This is a genomic window from Hymenobacter sp. (genome assembly GCF_036387835.1).
Lineage (GTDB): Bacteria > Bacteroidota > Bacteroidia > Cytophagales > Hymenobacteraceae > Hymenobacter.
This window is the reverse complement of record NZ_DASVSY010000058.1, coordinates 15,274-40,280: the sequence shown is the minus strand read 5'-3', so window position 1 is coordinate 40,280 and position 25,007 is coordinate 15,274. Positions and strand designations below refer to the sequence as shown.

The window sequence follows — 25,007 nt, the reverse complement described above, 5'->3', positions numbered from 1 at the left end:
GCCGGCTCTCTTTTCCTCTGGCCGCGCCAACCTGCAACTGTTCTAGTCAAGTGCTGCCGTTCGTAAACTGAATTTACCTTCCATGCCGACTCCCCAACTCATCGCCTTCGACGCCGACGATACCCTTTGGCCGAATCAGCCTCATTTCGACCAAGCGGAGGCCGAGCTTTCCGGTTTGCTGACCCACTACGCCAACCCCGACATCCTCTCCAGCCGGTTCAACGAGGTGCACCGGCAGAATGTGCACCTGTTTGGCTATGGAGCTAAATCGTTCATGCTCTGCATGATTGAAACTGTGATTCAACTAACCGATGGCCGCGTAACAGGCACCGAAATCCAGCAAATTCTCGACAGCGGCAAGCAACTCCTTCGCTTCCCCATCGAGCTGCTGCCGCACGTAGAGGCGGTGCTAACTGAGTTGAAAGCGCGCGGCATCCCCCTGATGCTGCTCACCAAAGGCGACCTGTTCGACCAGGAAAGCAAACTGGCCCGCTCTGGCCTCGGCGACTACTTCGATTATGTGGAAATCGTAAGCGAGAAAAACGAGTCTTCTTACCAGCGCATCCTGAGCCGCTACCAGGTGCGCCCCGAAGATTTCGTGATGATTGGCAATTCGCTTAAGTCCGACATTCTGCCCGTTGCCCGGCTTGGTGCCCGTGCCATTCACGTACCCTTCTACACCACCTGGATATACGAGCAAGTACCCGCCGAAGAAGTAGCTGGCGTTACGTTTCAGGAAGTGGCGACGCTGGATGAGGTGCTGCGGTACTTGTAGAAATCAGCCAAGGAAAAGCTTTTCCAAAACAGCAGTAGCTGATTGGGTAGCAGCCTTGAAACTCTAGTACCGAAGCTGTTTAGGAAGTCAAAAGAACGTCATACTGAGCTGGTCGAAGTATCTCTACCGCGCCGTTGAACGGTGCAGGCGAGGCGGTAGAGATGCTTCGACAAGCGGACGCCAGATAGAGCATGACGTTCCAGATTGTGTTAAACGACTTCCTAAACAGCTTCACCGGCTAGGCTGCTCCGCCTACTGCACGGTATTGCGTGGATCAGGCTTAAACTTTAGTTCGTAGTCGTGCGGGGGCTGAGCGCCGGCTAGGTTTTGCACGAAGTAGTCCCAGCGGCGGCGCGTCATGTAGGGCGAGTAGGCGCCGTAGCCGTGGGCAGCGTTTGGAAACACCACCAGGTCGTAGCTCTTGTTGGCTTTGGTGAGGGCCTCTACCACCAGCATTGTGTTGTAGGGCGGCACGTTGTCGTCTAGTAGGCCGTGGGCCAGCATCAGCTTGCCTTTGAGGTTCTTGGCGAAGGTGGCATTGGCTTGGTTGTCGTAGTTGGTGGTGCCGTCGGGCTTGGTTTCGAGCAGGCCGATGTAGCGCTCGGCCCAGTCGTCTTCGTAGTTGCGGCTTTCGTGGTTGCCCGACTCCGAAATGCCCACTTTGAAGAAGTCGGGGTAGCGAAACATGGCCGCTGCTGTGGCGTAGCCGCCGCCCGAGTGCCCCCAGATGCCGGCGCGCTCCAGGTCGATGTACGGGTACTTCTGCGCCAGCTGCCGCATGCCAGTCACCTGGTCCGACAAGGTATTTTCGGCCATGTTGCCGTAGCAGGCATCGTGGTAGCTCTTGGAGCGCAGGGGGTTGCAGCTGCCCTCAATCAGCACCACCACGAAGCCCAGCTCGGCCAGCGCCTGGTGGTCGCCCCGCGCCGTCGAAAACGACCAGCTGCCCACGCTGCCAACCTGCGGACCGGGGTAGATGTAGTTGATAATCGGGTACTTCTTGGCCGGGTCCAGCGTGGAGGGCGTAAACATCAGGCCGTAAAGGTCGGTCTGACCGTCCTGGGCTTTTACTGTGATGGGCGTAGGCGCCTTCCAGCCGGTGGCCGTGAGGCGCGAAATATCGGTTTTCTCTAAGGTCGACACAAGCTTGCCGTCAACTCCGCGCAGCACCGTGATGCCTGGCTTGTCGGGCTGCGAGTAGGTGTCGAGGAAGTAGCGGCCCGAGGGCGTCAGCGTCACCTGGTGGTTGCCGGCCTCGGGCGTAAGAAGGGTCAGGTTCTTGCCATCCAGCCCGATGCGGTAGAGGTGGGCGAAGTAGGGGTTGCCCGGCTCGCGCCCATCGGCCAGGAAGTAAAGCTGGCGCTTCGCCTCGTCTACTTTCAGCAACTGCGTGACCACAAAATTGCCCTTCGTAATCTGATTCTTCACCTTGCCGCTGCCGGCGTCGTAGAGGTACAAGTGGCCCCAGTTGTCGCGCTCCGAGTACCAGATAACTTCCTTGTTTTTAGCTAAATAACACCAGTTGATGGCACCCTGGCCCGACTCGTACTGCGTGGCCACGGTTTCTTCAAACACGTCGCGCACCGCGCCGGTGGCGGCGTCAGCCACGCGCAGCTTCTCTTGCTTGTGGTCGCGCGAGGTCGATACGAAAGCCAGTTGGCTGGCGTCGGAGCTCCAGTCCACGTCGTCGAAGGTGCCGCTGCTGGAAATGTCGTCCGACAGCGAGGCGCGGTGCGGGTCGGGCGGCAGTTGCAGGCGCACCACTTTCGGGGTATTCACTTCGATAATCACCCGCTCGATGGTAGCAATGGTTTTGTCGCCGGGCAGCGGGTACTTCCACGATTTCAGGGTGGGATGGCCCACGTTGGTGGTCACCAGGTACATGTCGCCCACGGTGCGCTGGTCTTGCCGGAAGGTGGCGATTTTGCGCGAGTCGGGCGACCAGCGCAGGATGGCTTTGTCACTGTGGGTCCAGCCGGCGTTGTCGGTGGCGTAGCCGTAGTCCTTGGCTCCGTCGGTGGTGAGCTGAGTGGTTTGATTGGTTTTCGTGTCGCGCACCCACAGGTTATACTCCTTGATGTAGGCGGCGAGCTGCCCGTTGGGCGACTCGACTTCGTTCTCGGCGTTGGGGCTGGACTGGCCAGCGGGCATGGTGTCGGGGCTTAGCTGCCCGCTGGCCAGGTTGTACTTCCAGCTCTTGCCGTCGGCGGCGAAAGAGACGGCCTTCTCATCGGGCGAAAACGTGAGGTCCCGAAACGGCAACCGACTGGCCTCGTAGGCTTTGCCGCTGGCCGTGGAGAGTGCCGCGGCCAGCTTGGCGTGGTCGAAGGCAGCGATGCGAGTTTTTCGGGTCGGGTCCACCAGCACAAACTCGCTGCCCCGGGCCGTCAGTACGCGGTACCAAAACCGGTCGTTGGCCAGCCAGTGGGGTTGGGCGACGTTGCCGTCTACCAGCGCCTGCGTGTTGTAGCCCATAAACCGCTCGGCGCGGGTATAATCCTGGTCGGTGAGAGCGGGCCGCTGCTGGGCGTCAGCCGCGGTGGTAGCAAAAAAGGTCGCGGCCGTGGCGAGGGCCAATGCGTACTTGGGCATAAACGTGGCGGGAAGCAAACTAGAAGTTGATATAATTCAAGGGTGAAAGGTAGCACGTTAAGCTATTACAGTCAGACAAAGAAAAGCATGCGTTTAGGTTGGCCAGGCCTTACTAGCGGACTCACAATAGCACCTGCACTTTATCGAACACCGGGAAGCTGCGTACGGGTTGGTTTGGGAGTAGCCTTGTCGCGTAAGAACTCGTTTGGCTCGTAACGAAGCGCCGCTTCGTGGTACAGGGGGCCTTACCTTTGCCTCATGCATACCCTCGAACAGCTCCGCGCCGGGCAACTGGCCGGCGTCCAACGCCTCGACTTGTCGGGTGGCCTCACCGAATTCCCAACGGAAATTTTCGACTTGGCCGACTCCCTGGAAATCCTCAACCTCTCCGGCAACGCCCTCTCCGCACTGCCCCACGACCTGCCCCGGCTACGCAAGCTGCGCGTGCTCTTCTGCTCCGACAACCAGTTTACCACTGTGCCCGAAGTGCTTGGGTTATGCCCGCAGCTGAGCATGGTAGGCTTCAAAGCCAACCAGATTCACACGCTGCCCGCTGCGGCCCTGAGTTCCGCGCTGCGCTGGCTAATTCTGACCGACAACCAGCTCCGCGAGTTGCCTGCCGAGCTAGGTGCCTGCACCCGCATGCAGAAGCTCATGCTGGCCGGCAACCAGCTCCGGCACCTGCCCGAAACCATGCACGCCTGCACCAACCTGGAGCTGTTGCGCATCGCCGACAACCAGTTCACGGCGCTGCCGGCCTGGCTGCTGGCCCTGCCGCGGCTCTCGTGGCTGGCCTACGCGGGCAACCCGTTCAGCGCCCCGGCCGAAGCGGCGGCAGTTGCGGCCACCACCGCCAGCACCATCGCCTGGCGCAGCCTCACGCTAGAGCAGAAGCTGGGCGAAGGCGCGTCGGGCATGATTTATCAGGCGCAGTGGCAGCGCCCGGAGGCGGCCCCGCAGCCGGTGGCCGTCAAGCTTTTTAAAGGAGCCCGCACCAGCGACGGTCTGCCGGGCAGCGAAATGGCCGCGTGCCTAAGCGCTGGCACGCACCCCAATCTTATCGCAGTAGAAGGCAAAATCAGCGGCCACCCCGAGGGCACCGATGGACTGGTATTGCAGCTGATTGCGCCAACGTTTTACAACCTGGGCGGCCCGCCGAGTCTGGCTTCCTGCACCCGCGACGTGTATGCCACCGGCACTACTTTCTCGTTGGATGTGGTGCTGCGCATTGCCCGCGGTATTGCCAGCGTGGCGCAGCACCTGCACGCCCGTGGCATCCTGCACGGCGACTTATACGCCCACAACATCCTCACTACCACCGCTGGCGAATGCCTGCTCGGCGACTTCGGCGCCGCCTGCTTCTTCGCCCCCGATGCGCCTGAAACGGCCCTGGACTTGCAGCGCCTGGAAGTGCGCGCCTTTGCCTGCCTGCTCGACGATCTGCTGAGGCACTGCGTTGCGCCGGCCACTTCCGCTACCGTGCAGGCACTCCGGAGCTTGCAGCAGCAATGCGAACAGCCAGCGGTTGCTGAGCGGCCGTTGTTCACCGAAATCCAGCTGCTGCTGGCGGGCTTGAAGTAAGACTTGTCCTTGTAGCGGTTCACGCAGGGTTTCGGGGTGTAAAAGCGCAGGGTCTCGGTGGCCGTTGAACGACACTGCGAGACCCTGCGCTTACCACCCCGAGACCCTGCGTGAAATATGATTTAATTTCTTAGCCGTAAGCTCTATCTACTTGAAATACTGCGCGTACTCGGTGGGCATGGCGGAGAGGGGCTTGATTAAGATGTTTTTGTAGAACACTTCGGCGGCTTCGCTTTGCAGCTGAATTTTGCCGTGCGTAAGCGGTTGCGGTTGGCCTTTCACTACGTACCGCGAGTTGTCTACGGCCAGCACCACGTGACCATTCACGATGTGTACGCTTTTGCCGTTGACGTTGATGAGCTCTAGCTCGTTCCACTGGCCGTTGGGGACTTCGTAGTTGGCGCTGGCCTGGCAGAAGCCGGGGCCACCATCGCCCATTTTCACGGGTGCTGCTTTGGGGTCGTACTTCAGCGCCTCTTGCCCCGCAGCTTTGGTGGCCTTGATGTCGGCCGAGGAATTAGCGATGCACCAGAAGTCGCCCATGGCGTTGCCGGCGGCGTACTCCGACACCTGAAACTCCTGGCTGAGCATCCAGCTGTGCCAATAGTCGACGCCGCACTCGCCCTGGCTGTTGTAGAGGATGCCGCTGTCGAGGGGCTCGTTGAGGCGGGGCGTCCACTTTTTGGTGCCCCACTTCACTTTCAGCTTCAGGTCGTAGTTGCTGAAATCCTGCTTGGTGAACACGCAGCCGTAAATTTCACCGCTGATGCGCAGCACTGGCTCGCCGTCTTGCATCACCACCGAGAATACGTTTGCCTCGTTTTTGTCGTAGCCGATGGGGGCCAGTGGCTTGCCTTGGGCGTCGGTGGGCTGCTGGCCTTTGTAGCCGTCTTTGTGCCGGTAGCTTTCATAGTTGCGCCACTTGCTCAGGTTCTTGTCGAGCAGGGGCACCCACCCATCCGGCGCTTTCGATGAAGTAGAGGTAAGCAATAAGGTAGCGCCGAGCGCCAATGCGGTAAGGGTTTTCATCGCTGCGAAATGATGATCGTGGAGGCTAAATCTAAGGATTTCATGGGAGAGGTATATTTCATAGCGAAGAAGCTGACCGATTAAGATGAAAACCAAGGTTGTGCAGTAGTGCACCGCACCCCAAGTGCAACCGTATTAACATCGCCAAAGCAGTTGTTTAAGGGTTATCAGCCACAAGGCTAGTCTCCTCAGCTGAGAAGGTAAACTAGCCTTTTAGCTAACCCAAGTTGCGAGGTAGCCGCGTAGCGGCTTCAGGTTTGTAGTTTTAAATTCGTAAGACGTTCTGCACCGCGTAGCGGTGCCAGACTGGCGGGCGTTTCTGGCACCGCTACGCGGCGCTGTTCCTCTTTCTGACTCCCTTTCTACAAACCTGAAACCGCTACGCGGCTACCTCGCAACTTGGGTTAGCTACAACTCTACTCGGATAGACTGCTTCTTAATGCACGGCCTCGGCTAGTTGGCCTTCGGGCACCGCAACTGGCGCTGTGATTTGCCGGCGTCCGATCAGCAAGATAAGCAGCGCCAGAACTGATGCCCCGGCCATAACTGCCACCATCGGCACGGCCGTGTGGTTGTTGAACACGCTAACCGCTACTGAAGCCAAGGCACCCATACCCATCCGGATGGCGCCCATCAGGGCCGATGCACTACCGGCATTTCTTTCGAACGGCGCTAAGGATAGGGCGGCCGTATTGGGGCTGCTGAAGCCGAGGCAGCACATGAAGATAAATTGCAGGGCAATGGTGCCCCCGAGCCCAATCCAGCCGTTGAGGGTGAGGAGCAGGAACACCAAGCCAGTTAGCACCTGGCAGATCAGGGCGGTGTAAACCAGCTGCTCGTTTTGGAAGTAGCGCAAAAGCGCGCTGTTGACTTGGCTGGCGCCAATAAGCCCAACCGAGAGAAAGGCGAAGATCCAGCCGTATGTTTTGCCATCGACCCCGAAGATGTCCATGAATACCAGCGGCGAGTCGGCGACGTAGGCGAAGAGGCCGCAAAACGACATGGCCCCCGTGAAGGTGTAGGTGTAGAACTGCGGCTCGCGCAGCACCGACCAGAAGCTGGTCAGGATGGGCAGCGGCTTCAAGGAGAGCGTCGTGTCGGGGGTGTACGTATCGGGTAGCCACAGCACGCAGGCGGCCAGCATGGCAGCCCCCATGAAGGCGAGAGCAAGGAACACGCCCTGCCAGCCAAAGGCCGTGGTAACGTAGCCACCTATTGTAGGCGCCAGCATCGGGGAGAGGCCTACGATCAGCATCAGCGTGGCAAACACTTTCGCGCTGTCTTTCACCGGGAACAAGTCGCGCACCATGGCCACCGAGGCCACACCGGCGGCGCAGCTGCCAATGGCTTGCACCAGGCGCAGCGCAATCAGCCCGTCGATGGTGTGAATGGCGGCACAGCCTAGCGAGGCGGCAATGTACACGGCCAGCCCGATGTAGAGCGGCTTCTTGCGCCCAAACCGGTCGAGCAGGGGGCCATACAAAAGCTGGCCCGCCGAAATACCCACAAAGAAGCTGGACAGGGAAAGGGCCACGCGCGCGGCAGTGGTTTTCAGGTCTTGGGCAATGGCCGGGAAGCCCGGCAGGTACATATCAATGGAAAAAGGACCGAGTGCCGTGAGGCTACCTAAAATCAGAATCAGGAAAATATATTTCTGCTTGGACATGAATTCAACCGGGAGTTTGCAGTGCGCTGCTGCTTGTTTCTCTGCAAAGGTACCTCAACCTATATGCCCCACGCAGAACCAGCGCACCCATACGAATCAGACGAAGTGAGGGGTACGAAAGAATGACCGCCCGGTCTGAAAAAAACAGCTAAAGCTCGCCAATACCTTTCATCGGCTGTAAACGTGGCGCCTTTGGTGGGCTTACTAAGGTTGAGCTAGCAGCGCATTCGCTTTTCACTGCCCCAACTGATAAGTTGAAATGCTTCTCCTTTTCCGCTTGGGGACCGTATCAGAGCGAATACTACACCACCGAACGGCTGTGCTGATGAACGAGAATCCTAAAATAGAACTGCCCTTCTACGCTAAAGCGTCGTTGGTGCTGCTGGGCCTAGCCCTGTTGATACTGATGATTTACCTGGCCGGCGACATCCTGTTTCCGTTCTTTTTCGCCACCATCTTCGCCATTCTGCTGCTGCCTATTGAGCAGTGGCTGCGGCGCCACCGGGTACCCGAGGTGCTGGCCATTGCCCTGACGGTGCTGCTGGGGATAGTGGTCTTGCTAGGTGTTCTGTACTTCATCTACCTGCAAGCCGGGGAACTGGCCACGCAGATGCCGCTTTTCAAAACCAAGCTCCTGCAAACCCAACGGCAGGTGGTCGGCTGGCTCGATGCCCGTTTCGGCATCACCAACGAGCGGCTGCTCGGCTACCTGCAACAGGCCACCAGCCGCGCTACGGCCCTGGCTGGGCAGGCCCTATCCACCGTGTCGGGGTTGCTGGTGGTTTCCACGTTAGTGCCGGTGTACGTCTTCCTGCTGCTTTTGTACCGGGAGCGGCTGGTTAATTTTCTGATTCAGGTGTTTTCGGGGCGCCGGCACGACCCGGAAGTGGAAGAAGTGCTGCACGAAAGCAAAAGCACCATCCAAAGCTACATGACGGGCCTGCTGATTGAAGGCGCCATTGTGGCCACGCTCAACGTAACGGGGCTGCTGATTTTGGGCATTCCGTACGCCTTGCTGCTGGGCGTAGTGGGCGCGCTGCTGAACTTTATTCCGTACGTAGGCGGCCTGATTGCCATTCTGCTGCCCGTGCTCATGGCCTTCATCACCAAAGACAGCTACCTCTACCCGCTCGGCGTGGTGGGCGTGTACATGCTGATTCAGTTTATCGACAACAACCTGCTGGTGCCGCGCATTGTGGCGGGCAAAGTGCAGGTGAATGCCCTGGCCGCCGTAGTGGGCGTGTTGGTAGGAAATGCCATTGGTGGCATTCCGGGCATGTTCCTGGCGCTGCCCGGCATGGCCATCCTCAAGATTATATTCGACCGGATAGAAGGCCTTAAACCGTGGGGTATGCTGCTCGGCGACGACGAACGTCCGCGCAAAGTCAAAGAAAAAGACAGCACCAAAGTGCTGACGTAGGGTCGTTTTTCGTCTTCGGTCAAGCTGCAAAGTGGCTGCTTCCTGAACGACTAAAGCTGTAACGCGAAGCTCTGCTTTGCGACTGGTGGAACGATTTCGTTGGCACGTTGTCGTTCTGCCGGTCGTCAAGCAGAGCTTCGCGTTACAGCTTTAGGTGTGCATATAGCTCGGCCTAACTTAGGCTGAGAGGAGTGTAGCGCGGAAGCCATAGGAAATCTGTTCCGCGACGAGCAACGCGAGTTCCTACGCGGTAGAGCCACCTAGTGCGGTACCGAACACTCGCGCTGCTCGTCGCGGAACAGATTTCCTATGGCTTCCGCGCTACGTTTCACAAACCCTGACCAAAAACCAACAACGAAAGCTACTTCAAATACTTGCGCTTTAGCCACTCTTCTGGCACGGGCACGATGCAGATGTTCATGGAGCGGTTGTCGGTGGAGAGCATGGCCGACTGGATTTGGATGCGGGTACCGTCGGGGCTGAACGTGGGGTGAGGGTGGTCGGCGGCAGTTTCTTTGTGGCCGGTAGTCAGCAGCAGCATTTCCCGGGTGTGCCGGTCGATGAGGTAGAGGCTGCGCGAGAAATCGTCGCCGACTGCCCAACGGCCGTCGGCGGAGCCATGCACGTGCCAGAGGCCGCTGCCGCTCGGCGTCTGGCCGGCAATTGTCATTTCGCGGGTGCGTAGGTTCACAATAGCCAGGCCGGTGGGTTTTTCGCGGGTGCCGGACGGCCCCCACGCGTCTTCCTGGCCGGGGTTGCGCTGGTTGGGGGTGGTCGGTTGGGCGCTGGTGCTGGCCGTGGCGTTGGCGGTTTCTTTGTTGAAGTTGATTTTGCGGTGACCCATGATGGCAATAGCCACTTCATCGGGCGCAATAACCGCCTCGTGCGTCACCCATTCGTAGTCGGCCTCGGGGTAGAGGGGGCGCAAACCGGTACCATCGGCCAGCACCGTCCAGGTACGTTGCGGCGACTTGCCCCCGGTTTCCCAGCAGAACACGATTTCGCCGGGCACCCATGGGTTGGTTTGCACGTGCCCGATCTGGAACGGCACCGCCACCACGTGTTGGATGGCCCCGGTTTTAATGTTCAGGCTGGCCAGCCCCGCCGGCCCCGCGCCCATGTTGCGCGGCCCAAAGGCACTGCTTATTTTAACGTCGGCGGGCAGGTGCCGGGCGGCTTCCGCTTTGCCTTCCCGGAAGTATACCACCTCCTCGTTGCCATCAAGGGCCATGTCGCCGCCGGCCCCGAGTGCGGGCGGCGTGGTGCCGCACACCCGTTGATACACCGTGGCGGGCTTCATCCGGCCTGCTTTGCTGTCGGCGAGCAGCTTGGCCAAATCCACTTCAATAATCTGGACGCTGCGCTCGGGGTTGGGGGGCGTGTTGGGGCCAGCCTCCGCAGTGCCACCGACGTTGCGCATGAAGTATAGCTTCATCGATTTGCGGGCAATGTTGAGCATGCCCGTGTAGCCGCCTTCGGTTACCTGCACCATCTCACCGGTTTTCTCGTTCACGGCCATGGCCTCGCCGGGCACCCGGCCCGAGCGGAAAATCAGCCACTGTCCGTCGGAGGTCCATTGGTTGTGCGTTTGGTAGATCTTGGAGTCGCCGGCGGGCGTGCTGGTCAGGAAAGTGAGCAGCGTGCCCGTCACGGGGTCTTTCACCACTTTGCGCTCCGAGGGAAACCGGCGGCCAATCTGGGCAGAAGCCGGCGCCGCCAGCAGCAGGGCGGCGCCGAGCACCGCTAACAGTAAAACAGGGTTTCTTTTCATGTGCGCTTGTCTGAGGTTCGTCTTCACGGGTTCCGCTGGCCTGACGGCTTACCAGGTATCTAAAGACGCCAGATTGCACTGCCGTGCCGTCCTGCACCCTCCTGTTAACGACCTACTGCCTGCACGCTGTAGAGACGAGGCACTTGGGGCGTTGCCTGTTGTTGAGGTTGTTTAAATAGTCGCGGAATAGGTCAGGCAAAGACAAGGCACGAGGTGGCGCGGCTCTACAGCGTGCAGGCACATAGCAACAGGTCCTTACACCACGCAAGCAGCACGTTAATTCGGTTTCTTTGCGTGCAGCGGTTGGTAAGCCACTGAGCGGGTGCATCGTAGCGGAGCGGATAGAAATACGGAGGTGGGCCTAGAGTGGAATACGGATTTTGCTTTTTCCGGCTTGCTCGGCCGCAACATGGAAGCAAGGCCGTGGGTACTAACAAGGAAGACCGGACGCGTAAACGCCTCCTCACCACCAGGTGGCGAACGACACACCACCAACCCAAACCCACCGATTGACGAGCATGGAAGCACCAGCACGTAGCTTGAAAGGACTCGACTGGGTCAGCCTGTTGATGGCGGATGTCCGGGACGGAGTGGGGGTGTATTTGTCGGTGTTTCTGCTCACCGTGCGCAACTGGGAGCCCGACGACATTGGAATCGTTATTGCCGCGCCGGGGCTGGTGGGCATCTTGGTGCAAGCCCCCGCCGGCGCCCTCATCGACCGTACCCCGCACAAGCGGCTGCTGCTGATGGTGGCGTCGGTTGTCATTGCGCTGTGCTGTTTGGCAGTGGTAGTGAGTGACGGGTTTGTTCCCATTCTGCTTTCGCAGGGAGTAGTGGGATTCACGCAGTCGGTGTACGCGCCCTGCGTGGCGGCCATTACGCTGGGCATCGTGGGGCACGCGGCATTGTCGCAGCGGATAGGTCGCAACGAGAGCTATAACCACCTGGGCAACATGCTGGCCGCCATCATTGCGGGACTTATTGGGCGGTTTATTTCCTACGAAGGAATCTTCTACTTCTCTATCGTTCAATGCCTGCTGCTGGTGGCGGCAGTGCTCGTCATTCGGGAGAAAGACATCGACCACGACCTGGCCAGGGGCGCCGCCACTACGGGCGAGCAGGCGGCGCCGAGCGTGGCCGGCATCAAGGAATTATTTGCCAACCGAACCATTCTGGTTTTCACCATCGCCATGGGGCTGTTTCACTTATCCAACGGGGCCATGCTGCCGCTGGTAGGGCAGAAAATGGGCCTTGTTGACAAGCAGAATTCGTCGCTGTATCTGTCGGCAGCCATCATTATGGCGCAGGGCGTAATGGTATTTGTCGCTACGTATTCCGGCCGAAATGCCGAGAACGGGCGCAAGAAGATTATGGTGCTTGCTTTTCTGCTGCTTCCGGTGCGGGCTCTGCTCTTCACCTTCATCGACAACCCCTATGCCCTCACCGGAATCCAGCTCCTGGATGGCATTGGCGCCGGTATTTTTGGGGTGGTAAGCATTCTGATGATTGCCGACCTAAGCGAGGGAACCGGGCGGTTTAATCTGCTGCAAGGCGTGGTGTACTCGGCCATTGGGTTGGCGGTTGCGCTCAGTAGCATCCTGGCGGGTTTTGTGGTGAAGAACTTCGGCTACCCGGTTGGGTTCAGCACCCTGGCCGGTATTGGGGTACTGGGTTTGCTGTTCTTCTGGTTTTTTGTGCCCGAAACCAAGAATATTGCCAGTAGCGAGGAAGCGCCTAAGGTGCCAGCCGTAAACGTTAGTACCGTATAGTTGAACCCGAGGCGAGCTAGGATGTGACTTCCGCGCTACAATTCAGATCCGGTTCATTCCCAATCGTTGAGTAGGCGCCGGACCAGAATAATCTGTCCGGTGTGGTAGGCGTTATGGTCGGCAATCAGGAGGGCTTCTCGGAAAAGCGTTTGGCCGGTACCGTGCGGGAAAGGCGCAAACAAGTTTTGCGCCGGGTCGTGCAGGAAGGCAATAAACCGGTCCCGGTCTTGCCGGATTTGCGTTAGGGTGGCTTGCCAGCGGGCGTCATCAACCTGCGTTTCCGGGCTCGGCCAGTATTCATCGGGCCACTTCGGCGAGACGTGGTTGGGGTTGATGCAGAACTCTACAATGTCCCACTGGTCAATCCGAATGTGCTCGGCTAGTTGCCAAGTAGTGTAAGGCAGGCCCGGAACCGACTGGTTGAGTAGCTCCTGCGGCACGTCGGCGCAGGCTTCTTCGAGCGGAACGTGCGCGTTGCCCTGTACGAGCAAGTGGCGTAATTCCTCTACTATGTTCTTTCGGGTTTGCTGATCCATGGCTGGTAGAAAAGGAGTGAGTAGAGAGCTTCAGTCAACGAACTAGTAGGGATGCTTGTTCAGCGCAAAATGCAGCATTAACAGATATTGGAGGGCGCGAAGCCTGCGCTTCGCGCCCTCCAATATCTGACACAAAAAAGCCTCTCCAACTCAGTTGGAGAGGCTTTTTTGAAAGCAATCAGTTCAACGCTATTTCTTCAGGATTCTAACGGCGCCGTTCTTTTTGCCGTTGGCTGCCGATATGGTGTACAAGCCGGCTGGCAGCTCGCTCATATCCACCACGTAGTCGGCCTGCAGGGCCTTTTCCGTCCGTACTACGGCCCCCACGGCGTTGATCAGCGAAACGTTGCCGCCAACTAAGGTCTTGGGCAATTTCACCATCACCGAATTCTCCACCGGGTTAGGGTAGGCTTCCAATACGGCTTTGGCCTGCTTGCTGCTAGGCGCTACAGCCAGGGCCACCGACGACGAACCGTAGATGATGCCGCGACCGGCCGTGCTCATGTACACGCGGCCATACACGTTCCTGTCGCCCATCACAAATTGCCCGTTGGCAGGGCCACCGTATTCGTGGGCGTCATCGTTTACGCGCAGCCAGGTGGCACCTTCGTCGGTCGAGCGGAAGATGCCGCGTACGCCACCTACCGTACCGTAGATGAAGAGGGTTTCGTAACTGCTGGCGGAGGCAGCCTTGCCAAACCCTACCGCGTCGCAAGAGGTGACGTTGGTGAGCTTGGTGAAGGTAGTGCCCGAGTTGGTGGAGCGCGTCAGGCCGCCGCCGTAGAGTGCCACCCACAGGTGCCCCTCCCGGCCCGGAATGGTCCGGATGATCTTCGAGCCGTTGTTGCTGCCCACACTGCCGGCCGCCGCAAACGATACCCCGCCGTCGGTGCTCACCAGCATGGTGCCGTTCGAGGTATTATGAATGTAGAACTTGTTGGAATTCACCGCGTCGGCTACCGGCCGGTGGCTGGTAAACGTGGTGGGAATGCCGGTAGACGGCGTCCAGGTGGCCCCGTTGTCGGTGGAGCGGTAGGTTAGGGTGTTGTTGGCGGGAGCGGGGAAGCCTGGATTGGTGCCGTTAGGAGCTACTACGCCGTTCGTGGGGCTGTGCAGCAGCACGCTGCCATCGGCCGAAAGAGCTACCTGCCCACCCGAACCGTTCATGGTCGCGGTCCGGGTCCAGGTCAACCCCATATCGGTGGAGTACAGCAGAGCCGAGGACTCGTTCGATCCACTGCGGTTGCCGACCCGCACGAGTTTGCTAGGGCTGAGTGTGGCGAAATCCAGACCGGAAGAGGTGCCGATGCGCGGCTGGTGAATAGGCGCGTACTGCGCCGGATCGGCGTGCCGGAACCCGTCGTAGTCGCCAATCACTGAAACAAGCGGCCCGTTTGGAATGCTGACGGCGTTGAGCGGCACTGTTTCTTCAAGACCTTTCACGTAAAACTTCCACACCCCGGCCGTCGAGGTTAGGTCGTCGTTGACGTAGATGCCGTTGCCGGACGTAACCAAGGCCCGGTTGGGCACGAAGGGGTCGAATTCGATGCAGCCGGCCCAGTGAATCGAGGAAGTCGTTACCCAGGTTACGCCGTCGGGGTTGAGGCTGTAGCCGCGGGTTACCAGGTCGGTCCAGGTGGTGCCGCCGTCGGTAGTCAGGTAGAACCGGTCGCCGTAGGGGCTGCTCGACGTGGGCCCCTGCTGCAGGTAGTCGTTGGCGGTGGAAATGATGATGCGGTTGGGGTTGTTGCGGTCGACGCTGATGCCGCCGAAGGCCCGGTTGCGGCTGGTAGTGCCAGTCGTGGAGAAGACAGGCGTAATATTGGTCCAGGTACCCGCCGCAATGTTGTACTTCCAGATCTGCCCTTTGTCGTAGGGCTCGGCCGAGGCAGGCATGGTGCCGTTGGCGTTGAAGGTGGTGCCGTAAGGACCCGAACCGTTGCCGTAGCTGATGTAGAGGTTGCCGCCCACCTGCACGGCCCGCTGGGGCATCAGGCCAGTGCTACCCGTTGCCGGTATCACCCCCACGCCTAGGTTGGCGTTATCAACGGGCGTGAAGGTGGCGCCAGCGTCGTCGCTGCGGTAGAGGTTCTGGGTGTAGCCACGCGAAATTCCCACGAATATGCGCTGCGACGAACCACCGGAAGCACTGGTGTTGTCGACGTGCACGAAGCTGATGCCGTTGCCGTTGGGCGTGGCGGTGACGGGCAGGCCGGACAAGCTGGTCCAGGTGGTGCCGGAGTTGGTGCTCTTAAACAGGCCGTTGGAACGGGTGCCCAGATACAAAGTCGAGCTATTGCTGGGGTCTACCTGCAGCTTCTCGCCGTTGCCGCGGCCCATGCCGTTGCCGTGGGCCTTAAACTGGTTGGTTACATCTATCACCGTCCAACTATCGCCGTAGTTGGTGGAGCGCAGAATGAACGAGCGGCCGTTGTTGAAATAGTTGATGCCGCAGTAAGCATACACGGTGGCCGAGTTTTGCGGGTCGAGCGCCAACGACTCTACCCCAAGCATGCCTTGCTCCTGATCGGAGGCAAAATCCATCAACGGTATCCATCTGTTGGCCGTTACATCCCAGCGGTAAGCGCCGCCCACGTCGGTACGGGCGTACATCAATCCAGCCTGCGTTTTGCTGGTCACGATGCCCGACACGAAGCCACCCCCGCCAATAGCTACGCTGTTCCAGTTGTAGGCTTCCGCCGTTTGGGCCTGGCTGGTGTGCTGGACGGCAAGTAAAGAGAGCGTACAGAGCCCCAATGAAGTAACAGTCCGCTTGCTGAGGCGCAAAAGCCGTCCGACGGAAGTTGGAATAGAAATTTGCTTCATAAAAGTAAGAATTTAAGTACGGTAAGGAAAAGTAGGTTCTGCTGGAGAGGCAAACGTTTGCACGAATGTATAAAGACAAACCTTTGCATAAATTGACTATAAGAATATTGCAATTAAAATTCCTGAGGACGTCTCATAAAAATAGGCTGCATAACCACGCTGTTTTCACGGCAGAAATGAAATGCATGCTACCTCTGCCAAAGGCAATTGTTCAGGAACGTGCCTAAGCACTTTCTGAAACTTTCCTTGAAATGTTTAGCTAAGGTTTGTCAAGAATCCAACTAACAACTGGTTATGTTAAACCCAGAAACAAAATGAGTACATTATACACGTGGTTAAGCTTAAAATATACTTGGTACAAACTTAAAAAATTATGGCACGCTGTGCGGTAAGCTGACTCACGGCTTTATGATCTGCTTGCACCTAATTCAGTACGAAACCAACTTCGAGCAAGCGACCGAGGCAAGAAGTAAGAGCCCTGCATTTCGTCTTCATGGCCTGGCAAAAAGCAAGTACATCGGCACCGCGTCAGCAGCCTAGCTAAGTTTGCTGCGAGTACGCCATACAAGGCGGTAGCAGCCTTTAAAAACAAGGAACTTCGCGTTTCGATGGTACTGGCGCTGTGCAGGAAACCAGCTGGCAACTCGACAGGGTTGCACGTTTTTGCGTACCAGAGGGTATCGGCTATCTATCACGGCCGCTGCATTTCATGGCGAAACCTTCACAACTAGCTACCTCACAAGAATTTACCGGCTTCGTGCGCGTCCGGGGCGCGCGGGAGCACAATCTCAAGAATATCGACGTCGAGATTCCGCGCGACGCACTGGTAGTGTTTACGGGCGTGTCGGGCTCCGGCAAGTCGTCGTTGGCGTTTGGAACCTTGTACGCCGAGGCGCAGCGGCGCTACCTGGAGTCGGTGTCGCCGTATGCGCGGCGGCTGTTTCACCAGATGGCGGTGCCGGAAGTTGACGCCATTGAAGGCCTGCCCCCGGCCGTGGCCTTGCAGCAGCAGCGCGGCACACCCACCACCCGCTCGTCGGTGGGCAGCGTCACGACGCTTTCCAACCTGGTGCGCATGCTCTACTCGCGGGCCGGCGACTACCCGGCGGGGCAGGGCATCATCTATGCCGAAGCCTTTTCTCCGAACACCCCCGAAGGCGCCTGCCCCAGCTGCCACGGCCTGGGCCGCATCTACGAAGTGACGGAAAACTCCATGGTGCCCGACGATTCGCTCACGATCCGGGAGCGGGCCATTGCCGCCTGGCCCCAGGCCTGGGGCGGCCAAAACCAGCGCGACATCCTGGTTACGCTCGGCTACGACGTAGACCGGCCCTGGCGCGACTTGCCGCAGCAGGACCGGGACTGGATTCTGTTTACCGATGAGCAGCCGGTGGTGCCCGTGTACCCCGGCTATTCGCCCGCCGAAACGCAACGGGCCCTCAAGCGCAAAGAGCCACCCAACTACATGGGCACGTTCACGAGCGCCAAGCGGCACGTGCTGCACACCTTCGCGAATACCCAAAGCCCGCTCATGAAAAAGCGGGCCTTGCAATACATGCTCGGCACCGAATGCCCGCTCTGCCACGGCAAGCGGCTGCAACCCGAGTCGTTGTCGGTGACTTTTGCGGGGCTGGACATTGCCGAGCTGTCGTATCTGCCGCTGAAGCGGGTGGCGAACCTGCTGCAACCCTACGCCGCCGGCACCGCGGCGGGCCGCAAAAAGCAGGATGCCGCGCACCCCGAGCAAGCCATTGTAGCCCAGCGCATTGCCGCCGACTTGTGCGCCCGGCTGGCGGTGCTGCTGGATCTGGGGCTGGGCTACTTATCGTTGGAGCGCAGCACGCCCACCTTGTCGCCGGGCGAGCTGCAGCGGCTGCGGTTGGCTACGCAGTTGTATTCCAACCTGTTCGGGGTGGTGTATGTGCTCGATGAACCCTCGGCCGGCCTGCACCCTTCGGACACGGAGGCTTTGCTGGCGGCATTGGCGGCGCTAAAGCGGGCGGGCAACTCGCTGTTTGTGGTCGAGCACAACTTAGATGTGGTGCGGCAGGCCGATTGGCTGGTAGACGTGGGGCCGGCCGCTGGCGAGCAAGGCGGCGAAGTGCTTTACAGCGGCGCCCCCGCGGGCCTGGCCGAAGTGGAGGTTTCGCAGACGCGGCGTTACCTGTTCACTTCCGGCAGCCAGTCAGCAATTCGTACTCCGCGTACGCCAACCGGCTGGCTGCACCTGCAAGGCGTCACGCGCAACAACCTTCAGCAGCTTGACGTGGCCTTTCCGCTCGGGGTGTTTACAACCGTTACGGGCGTGTCGGGGTCCGGCAAATCGAGCTTGGTGAGTCAGGTGCTGGTGGAGTTGGTGGCCGAGCAGTTGGGCCTCGACACGACAGGGGGGGAGGAAGAAGAGGCGGACCCGCTAGAGCGCACGGCTCTTACTGAAACCGAAGGCCGCATTGTAGCAGGTATGGAAAGCATCAAGCGGCTGGTGCGCGTCGACCAAAAGCCCATCGGGCGCACTCCGCGCTCTAACATGGCCACCTACACCGGCCTCTTCGACCACGTGCGCCGACTGTTTGCAGCTACGCCAGCGGCCCGCAAGCGGCGCTATGATGCGGGGCGCTTTTCCTTTAACGTAGTTAAAGGTCGCTGCGAGAATTGCCAGGGCGAAGGGTTTGTGATGGTGGAGTTGCTATTTCTGCCGAGCGTGTACGCGCCGTGCGCCGTCTGCCACGGTGCCCGCTACAACGCCAAAACCCTGGAAGTAACCTACCGCGACAAAAACATTGCGGAGGTGCTGGCCCTGACCGTGGATGCGGCCTGGGAGTTCTTTGCCGACGAGCCCGCTATACACCGCGCCCTGACCGTGCTGCGCGAAGTGGGCCTCGGCTATCTGCGCCTCGGCCAACCTGCCACCGAGCTATCGGGCGGGGAGGCCCAACGCATCAAGCTGGCCACTGAGCTCCAACGCGCCCAACGCGGCAATTCGCTCTACGTCCTCGACGAGCCCACCACCGGCCTGCACCCCGCCGACGTGGAAAAGCTCCTCGTTCAACTCGACAACCTGGTAGAAGCCGGCAACACCGTCATCGTAGTAGAGCACGACATGCGCGTGGTAGCCAACAGCGACTATGTGCTGGATATGGGTCCCGGCGCCGGCGACGAAGGCGGCCAAATAGTAGTAGCCGGCACTCCCGAGCAAGTGGCAACCACCAAAGGCAGCCGCACCGCGCCCTATCTGGCCCGCTTTCGAGAGAAGTGAATGAGGTGATGACTGAGTGAAACGGTGAGTGAGTGAATGAGTGAAGTAGCCTACGGCACGAACGGCGCGGATGCTTGCTGACGTAGGCTACTTCACTCATTCACTCAGTTAGCTTATCACCTCATTCACTTCTTCTGCCACGCATAATACCCCGCTACTGCGGCAACCGCCGCGGCGCCTAGCCACTTCGAAGAGTTGGAAGAAGCTGGGCGGCGCCAGCCGCCCGAAATGTCGGTGCCGTGGCGGGTGGGGGTGGGGGTGAAGAGGCTGCCGTCGGAAATGGGGGCGGGCTCGGCTTGTTGCAGATAGTGGTGGAGCAGCCGCATGCCACCCCAGCGCGTGGCAGCCGGCGCTAGGCGGTAGAGCAGCCGGAAGGCGGGAGCGGTCCAGCCCACCATGGTGGAAGGACGCGGATGGTGCACCAACTTAACGATGGTATCGGCTACTTTCCGGGCGGGAAACACCGGTGGGGCCGGCTTGATGACGCGGCCGGTGTAGTTGGCGCCGTGCTGAAAGCCGGGCGTGTCGATGTAGGCCGGGTGCACGTCGCAGACGTGGATGCGGGGCTCGGTGCTTAGCTCGGTGCGCAAGGTGTCCATGAGCCCGCGCAGGCCGTATTTGCTGGCGCTGTAGGCCACCGTGTAAGGCTCGGGCAGCCAGGCACCCAGAGAAATTACATTGATGAGTATGCCCTGGCCCTGCCGCCGAAAGATGGGCAGCACGGCGTAGGCCCCGTACAAGTTGCCAAACAAGTTGACGCGTATCACTTGCTCGTGAGTTGCCAACGGGATGGTGTTGAATGGCCCAATGGCCCCCACCCCCGCATTGTTGACCCATACGTCGAGGCGGCCGCCAAAGGCCACGGCTGCCTCGGCAAGGCGCTGCACGGCCTCGGCATCGGTAACGTCGGTAGGAACGGCCAGGGCCTCGGTGCCTAGCTCCTCGCACTCGGCAACTACCTCGGCCAAAACTACGGCGCGCCGGGCGGCCAACACCAGACGGGCGCCGTGGTGGGCAAACGCAAGCGCAGTAGCTCGCCCAATGCCGCTGGAAGCCCCGGTAATAACCACCGTCGTATTGCGCAAGAGGTTGTTCTTCATAGGCTATAATAACGTCGTATCAGGTGAGTGGGGCTATAGCGCGAAGCTGAAAGCGGCGTTTGATATTGGCCACATGCCAGGTGCCAGTTGTATAACGCCTGCTTGCTGCCGGAGTTATAGACGAGTTGGAACGCCGGAAGAACCTACGACAAAGGCTGTTTAGCTTTAGAAGCGAGTTCCTTTCCTCAGCTAGATTCCGCGCATCAAGCAGTAGGGGTCGGGGGTGGTTGATGGGTCAGAACAACCTGCGTCAGCATGGCAGTTCCTTTGACAATGGCAGGAGGCGTCTCTACAGCGTTCGGTGAGTTCCAACACGTAACGCAAACAGCCTCTTAGCCTTCTTCCTGAATGCAGGCTTGCAGAACATCCACGAACAGGTCGATTTCCTGCGGAATGTTGAAGAAGCCCAGGGAAATGCGCAGAACGCCTTCCAGACCCAGGGCCTTCATCAGCGGCTGAGCGCTTAGGTCGCCGGCCCGTAGCGCAATGGCGGTGTGCTTGTTGAACCAGCTTTTCGCTTTTTTCGTCTGTACGCCGTCGATGGTAAACGAAACCAGTGGCTCTTTTTCGGGGGCGCTGCCGATGATGCGCACCCGGTCCAGCGGCGCTAGCTTGCCGAGGACATAGGCCAGCAGTTGCTGCTCGTAATCGGCTGTTTGCTGACGCCCGATACCCTCCAGGTACGACCCGAAGCAATGATTTCAACGAAGGCCGTGGTACCACCTTCGAAGCGCTGGGGTGCCGATTTAAACTTCGATTTAATCGAGGAAAGAGTGCGGGCCAGGCTAACAGTATCTACCATTTCTTCGCTCAGCTGATAGGGCGGTAGCTTGTCCAGCCATTCCTTGCGGCCATAGAGTACGCCCACTCCGCTGGCACTGCCCATTTTATGCCCCGAAAACGTGTAGAAGTCGCAGCCGAGTGCGCGCATGTCCACGGGCATGTGGGGAGCAGCCTGGGCGCCATCTACCAGCACCGCAATGTTGCGCTGGTGGGCTATGTCTACGATCTGCTTAATGAGGTTGACCGTCCCTAGTACGTGCGAAGAATGCTCGACGGTAATAAGCCGGGTTTTGTCGGTGAGGGCGTCCTGTAGCTGTAGAGCTGCTGCAGGCGCTCCACGAGGATGCGCGGCTTATGAGAAGTGGCCGCGTTGTCGAGATAAATCAGGGGCTGCCCATTGACTTGCTGGTGCAGGGCGGGAAAGTCGTCCCGGATACGGGCCACGTCGAAGCCCAATGGCAATGCGTTTTCAACGTTTTTCAGAAGGTTGGAAGTGTGGGTGGCGAAAAGCGGGGAACCTGTGTACCCGTATCCGCTTTGCTTTGCCAGAGCACGCCTCGAATAAATACCCATTATACCTCCGGAAACCCACGGATTACGGCGCCCAACTGCGGCGACCACCCATCCGCGGGTGGTCGGCATAAAGCAGCAACCTATTGCCAGGTGGCCCCAGCCTCGCTCCGGCTAAGGCGCACAGAAACAGCCGCTAAACAAGCTAGCGGCGCGCATTTGGGGCTCAATTGAAATAGGTGGCGCGATGCTAATCTTCCAGAACAACCCGGGTGAACAGCGGCTGCGTGGGGCGGGCGTTGGCGGGGTAGAGCTGAGCGAATTTGGCTAGCTGCGCCGTGGAAATAGTGACTGGCTGCCGGAAGATCACCCAATCGACGCCGGGCGTGCAGGGCGGCGTGGTGAGCGAGCCGATATAGGTGTAGTAGTGCTGGTCGGCGGGCAGCACATCCCGCAACGACAACATCTCCTGAGTCTGTACTTCCTTTGCTTTCTGGGCGGGTATGTTGTTGAACACTGTGGCAATAAACGGATTGTCGGTGCCCGACTCCTGAAACAGAACCGACAGCACCACCAAAGTGCCCGTGTTCGGGTCCTGGCTCACGATGTGCATTTCCAGCGGATACGCCTGCCCGTTGACGCTGTGCTCGGAGTGGTGGTGGAAGTGGAACTGCACGAAGTTGTAGGTGTGGCCATTCACCGTGACGGTGTTGGTGCCCGTGTTCAGTACTTCCACGGTGTGCCCGTTGTCTACTATTTTCATGGGAAATAGCGTGAAGTTATAGGCCACATCGGGCAGCATGGTCTTCACGTCACTGGCGGTTGTGATGTCCACCGGCGACTGCACGTTGTCGCCGCAATCGGCGTAGCCCAGGGTTTTCCAATCGGTGTTTTCGTAGTTCCAGGCCGCCGCCGCAGGGGTGGAAGCCTCGTGGTCTTTCGAGCAGCCGGCGAAGCTGGCCAGTGCCAAAAGGCCGATGTACAAAGCGTTGGATGTTTTCATGAGGTATACGTTGGTATAAGTATGACTCGAATTTCTTCCTGAGATAGTGAACACTCGATGAAATTGCTGCACTGCTGGCTTCCTAACTTCTTGAGGCAGACAATGGCTACCGACTGCCGCCGCGGGGGCATTGTCGCTCGACACCACCAAGCAAGGGGGGCGTACGCCGGCTTGTGGTTGATGTGAAGGTTTCAAGGCTAACTGCTCAGTAACTGGGCGTAACCGTTACCTTAGGGCGCAGAGAAGCAGCAACCGGCTTCAATAGTAGTGTCGTGCTTGGAGGCTCTTATTTGTTGTTAGCTAACGATGTGCTATGGATATTTTAAAGCGTCATAACGTTACCATTTCCGGGGCAGGAACCCAGCCTATGGTGTTCGTGCACGGGTTTGGCTGCGACCAGCGTATGTGGCGGCAGGTAGCGCCGGCTTTCGAACCCAACTACCAAGTGATATTGCTCGATCTGGTGGGAGCGGGGCAGTCAGACCTGAAGGTCTACGACCCGGCCCGCTACAGCTCGCTGGATGCCCACGCCGCCGATGTACTGGCCGTGCTGCGTGAGCTGGAGCTGCGCGAAGTGATACTCGTCGGCCATTCAGTAAGTGCCATGATTGCCGTACTGGCCGCTATTGAGGAGCCGAACCGCTTTCACCGGCTGGTGCTGGTGGCGCCGTCTCCGCGCTACCTCAACGATGCAGGCTATACCGGTGGCTTCGAGCAAGCCGATATCGAGGAGCTGCTGGCCGCCATGAACGACAACTACCTCGGCTGGTCGGGGGCCATAACCCCGGTGATAATGGGCCACCCCGACCACCCCGAGCTGGCCGCCGAACTCAACAACAGCTTCTGCAGTACCGACCCCACCATTGCCCGGCACTTCGCCCGCGTCACGTTTCTGTCCGACAACCGCGCCGATCTGCCCCTGGTACGCACGCCGAGCCTGATTCTGCAATCCGCCAGCGATGCGCTGGCCCCCCTGGCCGTCGGGACCTACATGCAGCGGTACTTGCCCAGTAGCCACCTAGTTGTGCTCGATACCTCGGGCCACTGCCCGCACCTGAGCGCGCCCGCGGCGACCATTGCGGCGATAAGCCATTTTCTAAGTTTCACGCATATTCCATTGGTATGAGCGACGCTGACGACGAGCAGCTACCCGAGCTGGACCTGCGCCTAACCGAGGAAAACCTCAGCGAATTCTACGAGCATGCGCCCTGTGGCTACTGCTCCTGCCTGCCCGACGGTACCTTGATCAAGGTCAACCAAACCCTGCTCGACTGGCTAGGCTACACGCGCCAGGAGCTGGTCGCCCGTCAGTGTTTGCAGCATCTGCTCACTATCGGCGGGCGGCTGCACTACGAAACCCATTGTGCGCCCTTGCTGCTGCTGCAAGGCCAGGTGCGCGAAATCAGCTATTCACTGCGGCGCAAAGCCGGCTCAACGCTGCCCGTGCTGATGAACGCGAAACTGCTGCGCGACGACCACGATAAGCCGCTGGTGGTGCGCGTCACCTTGTTCGACATCACCGACCGGCGCAAGTACGAGCACGAGCTGCTGCGGGCCAAAGTGCAGGCCGAGGAGCAGCGCGAGCAGCTGGCCCAAGCCAATAAGCTACTGGTGGTTAAAAACGAGCAGCTCACCCGCATCAATGCCGACCTCGACAGCTTCGTGTACACGGCCTCCCACGACCTCAAGCAACCCATCGACAACATGGTCGGGCTCTTCGGCGAGCTGAAGCGCAGCGTCACCTTCCACGACCCGGTGGCCACTACTATGGTAGGTATGTTTGATGAGGCCTTGCAGCAAATACTGAGCACGATTGCGGGGCTGACGGCGGTGGTGCAGCAGCAGCGGGAGCTAGAGCAGGTAGTTGAAGAAACGGTGGCGCTGCAACCTCTTACCGAGGAGATTGTGCGCAGCCTGCAGCCCCACGAGCAAAGCGCGGCCTTTACCCTCGACTTCACGGCGGTGCCCACCTTGCGCATGACGCGGCCCAGCTTACACAGCATGCTGTACAACCTGCTCAGCAATGCTCTTAAATACGCTGAGCCAAGCCGCCGCCCTAGTATTGAAGTAAGCACCGCCCTTGTCGATGGCGCCCCGGTGCTCAGTGTGCAAGACAACGGCCGCGGCATCAACCTGGAGCGCCACGGCCCGGAGCTGTTTCAGCTGTTCCGCCGTTTCCACCCCGAAGTGGAAGGTACCGGAATGGGGTTGTACCTGGTCAACCGCCTGGTGCATCAGGCCGGCGGCCACGTGGAAGTTGACAGCGCCGTAGGGCAGGGCAGCACGTTCCGCATTTACCTGCCCCGGTAACCACAGCGTCCCTTAGTGCGGTGGAAAACGCAAGACCAGCTGTACACCAGCGCGCAGCGGACGGAAGTATGAGCCAAGAA

General features: G+C 59.4%; 16 protein-coding genes and 1 pseudogene. 7 read left to right on the top strand and 10 right to left on the bottom strand.

What is annotated here, in order from left to right:
- The first annotated feature begins 82 nt into the window (after positions 1-82).
- Positions 83-775 carry an HAD family hydrolase gene (locus VF639_RS11330; protein ID WP_331146017.1) on the top strand — a complete coding sequence of 231 codons (693 nt, stop codon included), beginning with the start codon at positions 83-85 and terminating at the stop codon, positions 773-775.
- A 252-nt stretch (positions 776-1,027) separates the two neighbouring features.
- On the opposite strand, the gene VF639_RS11325 is transcribed toward VF639_RS11330, so the two are convergent.
- Complete coding sequence (locus tag VF639_RS11325) at positions 1,028-3,367, bottom strand: S9 family peptidase (RefSeq protein WP_331146016.1); 2,340 nt, start codon at positions 3,365-3,367, stop codon at positions 1,028-1,030.
- Between the two features lie 258 nt (positions 3,368-3,625).
- Here VF639_RS11325 and VF639_RS11320 point away from each other — a divergent pair, with 258 nt between their 5' ends.
- On the top strand, positions 3,626-4,948 hold the full coding sequence (locus VF639_RS11320) for a leucine-rich repeat-containing protein kinase family protein (RefSeq protein ID WP_331146015.1): 1,323 nt from the start codon (positions 3,626-3,628) through the stop codon (positions 4,946-4,948).
- A gap of 147 nt (positions 4,949-5,095) precedes the next feature.
- On the opposite strand, the gene VF639_RS11315 is transcribed toward VF639_RS11320, so the two are convergent.
- Positions 5,096-5,977 carry a 3-keto-disaccharide hydrolase gene (locus VF639_RS11315; protein ID WP_331146014.1) on the bottom strand — a complete coding sequence of 294 codons (882 nt, stop codon included), beginning with the start codon at positions 5,975-5,977 and terminating at the stop codon, positions 5,096-5,098.
- Positions 5,978-6,413: 436 nt separating this feature from the next.
- Complete coding sequence (locus VF639_RS11310) at positions 6,414-7,643, bottom strand: multidrug effflux MFS transporter (protein ID WP_331146013.1); 1,230 nt, start codon at positions 7,641-7,643, stop codon at positions 6,414-6,416.
- Between the two features lie 259 nt (positions 7,644-7,902).
- Here VF639_RS11310 and VF639_RS11305 point away from each other — a divergent pair, with 259 nt between their 5' ends.
- Positions 7,903-9,063, top strand: a complete 1,161-nt coding sequence (locus tag VF639_RS11305; protein WP_331146012.1) for an AI-2E family transporter — start codon at positions 7,903-7,905, stop codon at positions 9,061-9,063.
- A 361-nt stretch (positions 9,064-9,424) separates the two neighbouring features.
- Here VF639_RS11305 and VF639_RS11300 read toward each other — a convergent pair whose 3' ends face one another.
- Complete coding sequence (locus tag VF639_RS11300; RefSeq protein WP_331146011.1) at positions 9,425-10,834, bottom strand: TolB-like translocation protein; 1,410 nt, start codon at positions 10,832-10,834, stop codon at positions 9,425-9,427.
- Positions 10,835-11,307: 473 nt separating this feature from the next.
- Here VF639_RS11300 and VF639_RS11295 point away from each other — a divergent pair, with 473 nt between their 5' ends.
- The gene (locus tag VF639_RS11295; protein ID WP_331146010.1) at positions 11,308-12,603 is read left to right on the top strand and encodes an MFS transporter; all 1,296 of its coding nucleotides are present in this window, start codon (positions 11,308-11,310) and stop codon (positions 12,601-12,603) included.
- A gap of 53 nt (positions 12,604-12,656) precedes the next feature.
- Here the strand turns inward: VF639_RS11295 and VF639_RS11290 are convergent, their stop codons facing one another.
- Complete coding sequence (locus VF639_RS11290; RefSeq protein ID WP_331146009.1) at positions 12,657-13,139, bottom strand: DinB family protein; 483 nt, start codon at positions 13,137-13,139, stop codon at positions 12,657-12,659.
- A 189-nt stretch (positions 13,140-13,328) separates the two neighbouring features.
- Positions 13,329-15,965 (bottom strand): T9SS type A sorting domain-containing protein, encoded by a 2,637-nt coding sequence (locus tag VF639_RS11285; protein WP_331146008.1) that lies wholly within the window; start codon positions 15,963-15,965, stop codon positions 13,329-13,331.
- Positions 15,966-16,674: 709 nt separating this feature from the next.
- On the opposite strand from VF639_RS11285, the gene uvrA reads away from it, so the two are divergent.
- On the top strand, positions 16,675-19,221 hold the full coding sequence (uvrA, locus tag VF639_RS11280) for an excinuclease ABC subunit UvrA (RefSeq protein WP_331146007.1): 2,547 nt from the start codon (positions 16,675-16,677) through the stop codon (positions 19,219-19,221).
- Positions 19,222-19,346: 125 nt separating this feature from the next.
- Here the strand turns inward: uvrA and VF639_RS11275 are convergent, their stop codons facing one another.
- The 4 genes and pseudogenes from VF639_RS11275 to VF639_RS11260 all read right to left on the bottom strand — a co-directional run bounded on the left by VF639_RS11275 (position 19,347) and on the right by VF639_RS11260 (position 22,617).
- Complete coding sequence (locus VF639_RS11275) at positions 19,347-20,321, bottom strand: SDR family oxidoreductase (RefSeq protein ID WP_331146006.1); 975 nt, start codon at positions 20,319-20,321, stop codon at positions 19,347-19,349.
- Between the two features lie 332 nt (positions 20,322-20,653).
- Positions 20,654-21,384 (bottom strand): annotated as a pseudogene (locus VF639_RS11270) (aminotransferase class V-fold PLP-dependent enzyme).
- On the bottom strand, positions 21,354-21,566 hold the full coding sequence (locus VF639_RS11265; RefSeq protein ID WP_331146005.1) for a hypothetical protein: 213 nt from the start codon (positions 21,564-21,566) through the stop codon (positions 21,354-21,356). Before VF639_RS11265 ends, VF639_RS11270 begins: the two are co-directional and overlap by 31 nt.
- A gap of 298 nt (positions 21,567-21,864) precedes the next feature.
- Positions 21,865-22,617, bottom strand: coding sequence for a carbonic anhydrase (locus tag VF639_RS11260; RefSeq protein ID WP_331146004.1), 753 nt, complete (start codon positions 22,615-22,617; stop codon positions 21,865-21,867).
- Between the two features lie 313 nt (positions 22,618-22,930).
- Here VF639_RS11260 and VF639_RS11255 point away from each other — a divergent pair, with 313 nt between their 5' ends.
- Positions 22,931-23,743, top strand: coding sequence for an alpha/beta fold hydrolase (locus tag VF639_RS11255; protein WP_331146003.1), 813 nt, complete (start codon positions 22,931-22,933; stop codon positions 23,741-23,743).
- The gene (locus VF639_RS11250; RefSeq protein WP_331146002.1) at positions 23,740-24,927 is read left to right on the top strand and encodes a PAS domain-containing sensor histidine kinase; all 1,188 of its coding nucleotides are present in this window, start codon (positions 23,740-23,742) and stop codon (positions 24,925-24,927) included. The genes VF639_RS11255 and VF639_RS11250 overlap by 4 nt, the downstream gene beginning before the upstream one ends.
- The last annotated feature ends 80 nt before the right edge of the window (positions 24,928-25,007 follow it).